We start from the raw sequence: 665 nt of genomic DNA on the forward strand, positions 1-665 counted from the left end.
CGCCGCGGCTGCCGCAGCGGCCCCGACGCCTGCCCCGGCCGCGAAGGCCGCGGCGAGCGCTGCCAAGGCTGCTCCGGCACCCACGGCGGCACCCGTCGTTGCTGCCGCCCCCGTGGCCCCGGTCGAGCCCCCGAAGCCCGCACTGCGCGTGATCAAGGCCGCCGACGTCGTCGACGAAGAGAAGCAGCGCGCCGCCGACCTGGCCAAGCGCCGCAAGGCCGCCGAGGACGAAGCCGCCGCGATCCGCGCGATGATGAACGCGCCGAAGAAGGTGCTGACGGCCAAGAAGCCGGAAGAGCCGCCGAAGCCGGAAGCCGGCAAGGAAGGCATCAAGGGCACGATCCACAAGCCGGCCGCCGCGCCGGGCGCTGCGACCACCACGGCCGCCGCGAAGCCGGGCGACAAGCCGGGCGACAAGAAGTCCGTCAAGTCCGAGAAGCTGTCGTCGAGCTGGGCCGATGACGCCGCGAAGAAGCGCGCGCTGAAGACCCGCAACGATTCCGCGGCCCGTCCGGGCTGGCGTGCACCGCGTGGCGGCCGCCGTGGCGACCGCAACGACGGGCAGGGCAGCGGCTTCGTCGCGCCGCCCGAGCAGCAGATCCAGGAAGTGCACGTGCCGGAGACCATCAGCGTCGCCGACCTCGCGCACAAGATGTCGGTGAAGG

Annotated in this window: 1 pseudogene; it reads left to right on the forward strand. The window is 73.4% G+C overall.

Annotated elements, in window-relative coordinates:
• Positions 1–112 precede the first annotated feature (112 nt).
• A pseudogene (locus AC1D15_RS35865) lies at positions 113–665 on the forward strand (translation initiation factor IF-2); the annotation flags it as partial.

The organism is Rhizobacter sp. P2_H2, from assembly GCF_056403375.1.